General features: G+C 72.0%; 7 protein-coding genes. 3 read left to right on the top strand and 4 right to left on the bottom strand.

Annotation, left to right across the window (positions count from 1 at the left end; all coding sequences use genetic code 11):
- Nucleotides 1-1,161: TDT family transporter (locus tag AOK08_RS31345; RefSeq protein WP_055532355.1), on the top strand; the 1,161-nt coding region annotated here is incomplete at its 5' end.
- On the opposite strand, the gene AOK08_RS31340 is transcribed toward AOK08_RS31345, so the two are convergent.
- The 4 genes from AOK08_RS31340 to AOK08_RS31325 all read right to left on the bottom strand — a co-directional run bounded on the left by AOK08_RS31340 (nucleotide 1,088) and on the right by AOK08_RS31325 (nucleotide 5,860).
- Entirely contained in the window at nucleotides 1,088-1,831 is a 744-nt protein-coding gene (locus AOK08_RS31340) for a helical backbone metal receptor (RefSeq protein WP_055532353.1), read from the bottom strand. The two genes, AOK08_RS31345 and AOK08_RS31340, sit on opposite strands and share 74 nt — an antisense overlap.
- A 31-nt stretch (nucleotides 1,832-1,862) precedes the next feature.
- The gene (locus AOK08_RS31335; RefSeq protein ID WP_055532350.1) at nucleotides 1,863-2,432 is read right to left on the bottom strand and encodes a helix-turn-helix domain-containing protein; all 570 of its coding nucleotides are present in this window, start codon (nucleotides 2,430-2,432) and stop codon (nucleotides 1,863-1,865) included.
- A gap of 481 nt (nucleotides 2,433-2,913) precedes the next feature.
- A complete protein-coding gene (locus tag AOK08_RS31330) occupies nucleotides 2,914-4,761 on the bottom strand; it encodes an ABC transporter permease/substrate binding protein (RefSeq protein WP_055532348.1) in 1,848 nt (615 codons plus the stop codon).
- Nucleotides 4,754-5,860, bottom strand: a complete 1,107-nt coding sequence (locus tag AOK08_RS31325; RefSeq protein WP_079054383.1) for a quaternary amine ABC transporter ATP-binding protein — start codon at nucleotides 5,858-5,860, stop codon at nucleotides 4,754-4,756. The genes AOK08_RS31330 and AOK08_RS31325 overlap by 8 nt, the downstream gene beginning before the upstream one ends.
- Nucleotides 5,861-6,151: 291 nt before the next feature.
- Between AOK08_RS31325 and AOK08_RS31320 the strand changes: the two genes are divergently transcribed.
- Both AOK08_RS31320 and AOK08_RS31315 read left to right on the top strand, forming a co-directional pair.
- Nucleotides 6,152-7,081 carry a 5'-3' exonuclease gene (locus AOK08_RS31320; RefSeq protein WP_241827164.1) on the top strand — a complete coding sequence of 310 codons (930 nt, stop codon included), beginning with the start codon at nucleotides 6,152-6,154 and terminating at the stop codon, nucleotides 7,079-7,081.
- A gap of 96 nt (nucleotides 7,082-7,177) precedes the next feature.
- On the top strand, nucleotides 7,178-7,670 hold a 493-nt coding region (locus AOK08_RS31315; protein ID WP_422125788.1), incomplete at its 3' end, for a siderophore-interacting protein.

Genomic DNA, 7,670 nt, shown 5'->3' with positions numbered 1-7,670 from the left:
CAACCCCACACCCAGCCCCACTCCCGGGCCCGCTTCCCCGGCCTCCGCCATCTCGGCCCCAACTGGTACGCCCCCGTCATGGGCACCGCCATCGTGGGCACCGCAGGCGCCGGTCTCCCCGGCGCGGACGGCATCCCGGGACTGCGTACCGCCTGCACAGCCGTCTGGGCCCTGTCCCTCGCTCTCCTCCTGGCGCTGCTCTGTGCCCGCGCGCTGCACTGGGCCCACCACCGCGACCAGGCCCGCGCCCACCTCCTCGACCCGGCCGCCGCGCCCTTCTACGGCTGCCTCTCCATGGCGCTGACGGCCGTCGGCGGCGGCACTCTCGTCGTCGGCCGGGACTGGATCGGCCTCCCGGCCGCCGTCGCCCTGGACGCGGTCCTGTTCACCGCCGGGACGGTCGTCGGGCTAGCCGCCGCAGTCGCCTTCCCATACCTCCTGGTCGTACGCCGTGGCACGCCGAGCCCCGTGACTCCCAGCCCCGTAACGCCCAGCCCCGTGTGGCTGCTCCCCGTGGTCGCGCCCATGGTGTCGGCGGCGCTCGGCCCGCTGCTCGTCCCCCACCTGCCGCCGGGGCAGGGGCAGCGGACGCTGGTGTTCGCCTGTGTGGCCATGTTCGGGCTGAGTCTGCTCGCGACGCTCGTGATGCTGCCGCTCGCCCTCTCCGGCCTGGTGACGGCCGGTCCGTTCCCGCTCGCCCTCACCCCGGCCCTGTTCCTGGTGCTGGGCCCGCTCGGCCAGTCCACCACCGCCGCCGGCCACTTCGCCGACCTCGCCCCCGGCGCCGTACCCGTCCCGCACGCCACCGCGGTCGCCGCCGCCGTCCTCTACGGCGTTCCCGTCATGGGCTTCGCCCTGCTGTGGCTCGGTCTCGCCGGGGCGCTGGTGCTGCGCGCGCGGCGCCGGGGCATGGGCTTCGCGATGACGTGGTGGGCGTTCACCTTCCCGGTGGGCACCTGTGTCACCGGTGCGGAGAGCCTCGGCCGGCACACCGGGCTCGCCGCCTTCGACGTCCTCGCCGTCGCCCTGTACGCGCTGCTGGTCGCGGCCTGGGCCGGCGCGGGCGCCCGTACCGTCCGGGGGCTGGTCAGCGGCGAGCTGCTCGCAGGGCCTCGCCCAGCACCCGTGGCGCCGCCGCCAGTGACGGCCCGTACCAGGTGAGGTGGCGCCCGCTGACGAGCGCGCAGGGCAGCCCCTCGAACTCCTCGGGACCGTCCTGGGCCGTGAAGCGGTACGGCTCGTCCGGCAGGATGACCATCCCGGTGCGCGCGGCGGCCCGCAGTTCCTCGACCGGTACGCGCGGATAGCGTTCGGCGTGGCCCGCGTACGCGTTGTCGACGCCCAGCCGCGCCAGTACGTCACCGGCGAAGGTGTCCCGCCCGAGCACCATCCAGGGCCGCCGCCAGATCGGCACGACGGCGGTCGTACGGCGGTCGGCGCCCGTCGGCCACCAGCGCTCCGGCGCCGCCCACGCCGTCTCCGCCTCATCGAGCCACCGGGGCCGGGACTCGGCCCCGCACGCCGTCACCACCCGTGCCAGTTCCCGGAAGGCCTGCGGCACGTCCCGAACCTCGGTGAGCAGCACCTCGATGCCCGCCGTGCGCAGGGCGGCGAGGTCGGGTGCGCGGTTCTCCTCCTCGTTGGCGACGACGAGGTCCGGCGCGAGTTCGACGATCCGCTCGACCTTGGGGTTCTTGGTGCCGCCGACGCGTACGACGCCGGCGCCGAGGTCCGCCGGATGACTGCACCAGTCCGTGACCCCGACGAGCACACCGGGCACGGTGACCGCCACCGCCTCCGTCAGGGACGGCACCAGCGAGATCACCCTCATGGTCATGCTCCCCAGCATGCCCTGCGGCGCCTCAGCGACGCCCGTCCTGCACCGCCTCGATGTGTTCGGCGACCGCCACGATGATCACCCGGGTGTCGGGTTCGGTCGCCCGCCAGCGGTGCCGCACCCCGCCCGTCAGATACAGCGTGTCACCGCGGCCGAGCCGGTGCGCGCGGCCCTCCGCCTCGATCTCGACGGCGCCGTCGGCGACGTACATCAACTCGTCGTTGCGGTGCTGGAATTCACGGCCGGCGTCGTGGTCGCCGGTGAACTCCATGGCGTGCAGTTGCTGGTGGCCGCGGACGAGGGAACGCACCCGGGGCTCCTCGGGGGCGGGTTCGGGGGTGTCCGCGCGGACGACGTCGACACTGCACGCCGGGTCGGCCGCCGCGAGGAGCTCGACCGCGGTGGTGCGCAGGGCGTCGGCGAGCTTCTCCAGGGAGCCGCGGCTGGGCCGCGCCCGCTCGTTCTCGATCTGGCTCAGGAACGGCACCGACAGGCCGCTGCGTTCGGCCACGACGGCGAGGGTGAGCTCCAGCGCCCGGCGCCGCCGCCGGACGGCCGCGCCCACCCGCAGGGGCTGTTCTTTGTGGTCGCCCATAGCTCCGGCTCCCTCCTCGGCTCGTCGTCGCGTCCCGGTGCTGTAGGTGCCATCACAGCGCATCGCGCCGTGTGTTCGGTGGCTGTTCGCCGGATCTACCCCGAACCATGCACGACGCGTTCTCTGATGACGTTCCCCTGACGGGTTCCTTGCACCCTACGCATGTTCGTCAAACCGTTTCACGCGCCTGTCACATCGGGGCCGCCTTCCGTCGGGCCCGACCCTCACGGTTCGCGCCAGCGGACGGGCCGCCGGGCCCGTCCGGGCGCCCCTTCCACGCGCGTGTGCGGCGGAGCTGACCAGGGGGACCCTTCGGCGGGCCGCCCGAGCACGGGTGATGGCGTGGCCCTTCGTGGTTGGCCGGATCCCTCTCGTGCGCGGAACGGGTCCCTCCGGGAACGCCGCGAGGGGTGGACCGTACCGGAGACACCCGCACGCGCGCGTGCCTCCCGGTCCGGCCCACCCCTCCTGAGCGGCTCCCTCAGTTGTTGGATACCCCGTTCGCGCCGCTCTTCCCCCCGGATCCGGTGACCGGTGCGACCGGTGCCCATTTCCCGGCGAGCCCGGGGTTCGCCCTGAGCCAGGCACGGACGGCGTCCTGCTCCCCGCCCTTGCCCGCCCGCTGGATGCCGGCCTCCAGACCGGTGAGCTGTTTCTCCGTCATGGAGAAGTCCTTCAGCCAGGCGCCGACCTCGGGGTTGTCGCCCGCGAAGCCCTTCCGGGCGAGCGTGTGCACACCGTCGCCCTTGCCCCAGGCGCCCTTCGGGTCCTTGAGCTTCGTCAAGTCGTAGTCGCTGTACGCCCAGTGCGTCGACCAGAGGGTGACGACGATCGGTTCCTTCTTGGCGTAGGCGCGCTCGAGTTCGGCCAGCATGGCCGGGGTGGAGCCGTCGACGACCTCGTACCCGCCGCCGAGGCCGTACTCCTTCAGGACCTTGTCCTTGAGGAGGCCCATCATTCCGGCGCTCGGTTCGATGCCGACGATGCGGCCCTTGAACTCCGGCGACCGCCCCTTGAGGTCGGCGAGCGAGTCGACGCCCTTCACGTACGAGGGGACGGCCAGCTCCAGGGAGGTCGGGCCGTACCACTTGCCCAGGTCGTCGAGTTGGCCGCCGTACTTCTTCCAGTACTCGGCGTGGGTGACGGGCAGCCAGGAGTCCGTCTGGAAGTCGATCTGGCCGGTGGCCAGGCCCGTGTACAGCGGGCCGGCCGCGTACTGCGTGGTCGTGACGTCGAAGCCGCGCTCCTCCAGCAGCTCCTTCCACAGGAACGTCGTGGCGATGCCCTCGTCCCAGGGGATGTGGCCGATGGTGATCTTCTTGCCCCGGCCGACGTCCGTCCCGGTGGCCCGGCCGGTCTGCGCGGACGGACCGAAGACGCCGAGGCCGCCCGCGAGGAGGGCCAGGACGACCACCCCGGCCAGCGCGACGGCCGGGCTGGGGCGGTGGTTCCGGAGCTTCGCCGTGCCCGCGGTACGGGCCTTGGCGGCGGCGCGGCGGCCCAGCGGGGAGATCTGCGCGCCGAGGGCGCCGGTCATCCGGTCGAGGTAGACGGCGAGGACGACGATGCCGAGGCCCGCCTCGAAGCCGAGGCCGATGTCGAGCTGCCCGATGGCCTCGTTGACGGCGCCGCCGAGCCCGCCGGTGCCGACCATCCCGGCGATGACGACCATGGACAGGCCGAGCATGATGACCTGGTTGACGCCCGCCATGATCGTCGGCAGCGCGAGCGGCAGTTGCACGCGCAGCAGCGTGTCGCGGGGCGGGGTGCCGAACGCCTCGGCGGCCTCGACGAGTTCGGCGTCGACCTGACGGATGCCGAGTTCGGTCATGCGTACGCCGGGAGCGAGCGCGAAGATCAGGGTGGCGACGACGCCCGCCGGGACGCCCATGCCGAAGAACAGGATCGCCGGGATCAGCAGCACCGTCGACGGCATCGTCTGGAGCAGGTCCAGGACGGGCCGTACGACGGCGCTGACCGCCTTGGAGCGGGCCGCCCAGATGCCCAGCGGGACCGAGACCACCAGGGCGACGAGGGTGGCGACGAGCACCAGGGCGAGCGTCGACACGGCCTTGTCCCACAGGGCCATGGAGTCGACGAGCGCGAATCCGGCGAAGGCGAGGACGCCCGCGACCAGGCCGCGCAGCCACCAGGCGGCCACCGCGAGGACTCCTGCCAGGAGAAGGGGCTCGGGGGCGGTGAGCACCGCGTAGATGCCGTCGTACAGGCCCTCCACGACCGTCCTGACGGCGTCGAAGAACCAGGACATGTGGCCGACGAGCCAGTTGACGCCGTCGTCGACCCGGTCGCCGAGTCGGATCCTAGGCACGGGCGGTCAGCTTCCCTCCGGTGAGGGCCGCCCGGTCCGGGACACGCGGGCTGTCGCAGGGCTCGGCGGCGCCCTGCCGGTCCCCGAGGAGGCCGACCAGGCGCTGTCGCCGTACGACACCGGCCAGTTCGCCGTCCTCGGTGAGCACCGCGACCGGGTGGGACAGCCGGGCGCTGAGCGCGCAGAGTTCGGTGAACGGTGTGTCGGGCGTCGCGGTCGGGCAGTCGCAGTCGGCCTCGTCGCCGTGTGTCTCCGGGTCCATGACGGCGGCGGCGGTGAGCACGCGGGAACGGTCGACGTCCTGGGTGAAGGAGGCGACGTAGTCGTCGGCGGGGCGGACGAGGATGTCCTCTGCGGTGCCGGTCTGGACGATCCGGCCGTCGCGCATGACGGCGATACGGTCGCCCAGGCGCATGGCCTCGTTGAGGTCGTGGGTGATGAACACGATGGTCTTCTTGAGGGTCTTCTGGAGTTCCAGGAGCTGGTCCTGCATGTCCCGGCGGATCAGCGGGTCGAGCGCGCTGAACGACTCGTCCATCAGGAGCAGGTCGGCGTCGGTGGCGAGCGCCCGGGCCAGGCCCACGCGCTGCCGCATGCCACCCGACAGCTCGTCCGGCCACGCGTTCTCCCAGCCGGCGAGACCGCACAGGGCGAGCGCCTCGTCGGCGCGGCGCTCGCGCTCGGCGCGGGGCACGCCCTGCACGGACAGGCCGTAGGCGGCGTTCTCGCGGACGCTGCGGTGCGGGAAGAGCGCGAAGTGCTGGAAGACCATGCTGATCCTGTGCGCGCGCAGCGCGCGCAGTTCGCGGTCGCCGAGCGCGGTCAGGTCGTCGCCGTCGAAGCGGACGTGTCCGGCGGTGGGTTCCAGGAGGCCGTTGAGCATGCGCAGCAGCGTCGACTTGCCGGAACCGGACAGGCCCATGACGACGAAGATCTCGCCGGGTGCCACGGTGAAGGACGCGTCGATGACGGCGGCGGTGCTGCCGTCGTCGCGCAGTTCATCGCGGTCGGCTCCCTGTTCGAGCCGGGTGACCGCGTCGCCGGGTCGTCTGCCGAACACCTTGTACAGATGCTCGGTCTCCAGCCTGGAAGAAGACAAGGGTGCTCCTCGCTCGCGCTCATCGGTTCGTCGTGGTCATCGGTTCGTCGTGGTCATCGGTTCGGTCGTGCTCATCGGTTCGGTCGTGCTCATCGGTCGCGCTCTTCACTTGCGGCGATTGCGCGAACAGTTTGGTTTGCTCGTGACCGCGCCTGCCCCTGCCCGACGTGCACAAACGGAGAAGTGGGCCAGTTCACAGGGCTTCGCACAGGTAACGGGAGGCGTGGCGGCGGAGCTCTTGCCGGGGCCGGGAAGTGGCGCGCGGGGCGACTGTCAGTGGTGTACGGCATGATGCGAGGCGTGACCGGACGACTGATGCTTCTCGACACCGCCTCGCTCTATTTCCGCGCCTATTTCGGCGTCCCGGAGTCCGTGAAGGCTCCGGACGGCACGCCGGTGAACGCCGTGCGCGGGCTGCTCGAATTCATCGACCGGCTGGTCAAGGACCACCGGCCGGACCTCCTGGTCGCGTGCATGGACGCGGACTGGCGTCCCCAGTGGCGGGTCGACCTGATCCCCTCGTACAAGGCCCATCGCGTCGCCGAGGAGCGTGCGACGGGGCCGGACGAGGAGGAGGTGCCGGACACCCTGTCACCGCAGGTGCCGATCATCGAAGCCGTGCTGGACGCGGTCGGCATCGCACGCGTGGGCGTCGCGGGGTACGAGGCGGACGACGTCATCGGCACCTTCACCGGCCGCGCCGAGGGCCCCGTCGACATCGTCACCGGTGACCGGGACCTGTATCAACTGGTCGACGACGCGCGCGGGGTGCGTGTTCTGTACCCGCTCAAGGGCGTGGGCACCCTGCAAGTGACCGACGAGGCGTGGCTGCGCGAGAGGTACGGGGTGGACGGGAAGGGGTACGCGGATCTGGCGCTGCTGCGCGGCGACCCGAGCGACGGGCTGCCGGGCGTGCCCGGTATCGGCGAGAAGACGGCCGCGAAGCTGCTGGCCGAGTTCGGCGACCTGGCCGGGATCATGGCGGCGGTCGACGACCCGAAGGCGAAGCTGACGCCGTCGCAGCGCAAGCGGCTCGACGAGTCACGGCCGTACGTCGAGGTCGCGCCCAAGGTCGTCCTGGTGGCCGGTGACGTGCCACTGCCGGACGTCGACACGGCGGTGCCGCGTACCCCTCGCGACCCGGCGATGCTCGACGCGCTCGGCGCCCGCTGGGGACTCGGGGGTTCGCTGGAGAGATTGCTCACGACACTCGGACACTGAGGCGCCCCACGCGAAACAGATCCACTCGATACCGGGGTTTTATCAGGGAGAGATGCTAACTTAGGTAACCCTAAGCATGGGAACAGGGAGGCCGTCATGGCAGAGCGCCCGGAACGCAGGGCTCCGAAGCTCCACTCCGCACAGGTCGTCCGCACCGAACGGCTGACCCCACACATGCAGCGTGTGGTCCTGGGCGGCGACGGTCTCGCCGAGTTCTCGGCGGGCACCCGCACCGACCACTACGTGAAGCTGCAGTTCCCGGCCGAGGGTGTCACCTATCCCCAGCCCTTCGACCTCCAGCGCATCCGCGCGGAGTTCCCGCGCGACCAGTGGCCGGTCTCCCGCACCTACACGGTGCGCGCCTGGGATCCCGAGCTGCGCGAGCTGACCCTCGACTTCGTCCTGCACGGCGACGAGGGCCTGGCCGGACCCTGGGCGATGCGCGTCCAGCCGGGCGAGACGGTGGTCTTCGGCGGCCCCGGCGGAGCCTACGCCCCCGACCCCGACGCCGACTGGCATCTGCTCGCCGGGGACGAGAGCGCGCTGCCCGCCATCGCCTGCGCCCTGGAGTCGCTGCCCGACGGCGCCA

Origin of the sequence: Streptomyces graminilatus (genome assembly GCF_001418565.1) — a bacterium.
GTDB classification, from domain to species: domain Bacteria; phylum Actinomycetota; class Actinomycetes; order Streptomycetales; family Streptomycetaceae; genus Streptomyces; species Streptomyces graminilatus.
Note: the sequence above shows the minus strand (reverse complement) of the source record. Positions and strands in the feature narration are given on the sequence as shown.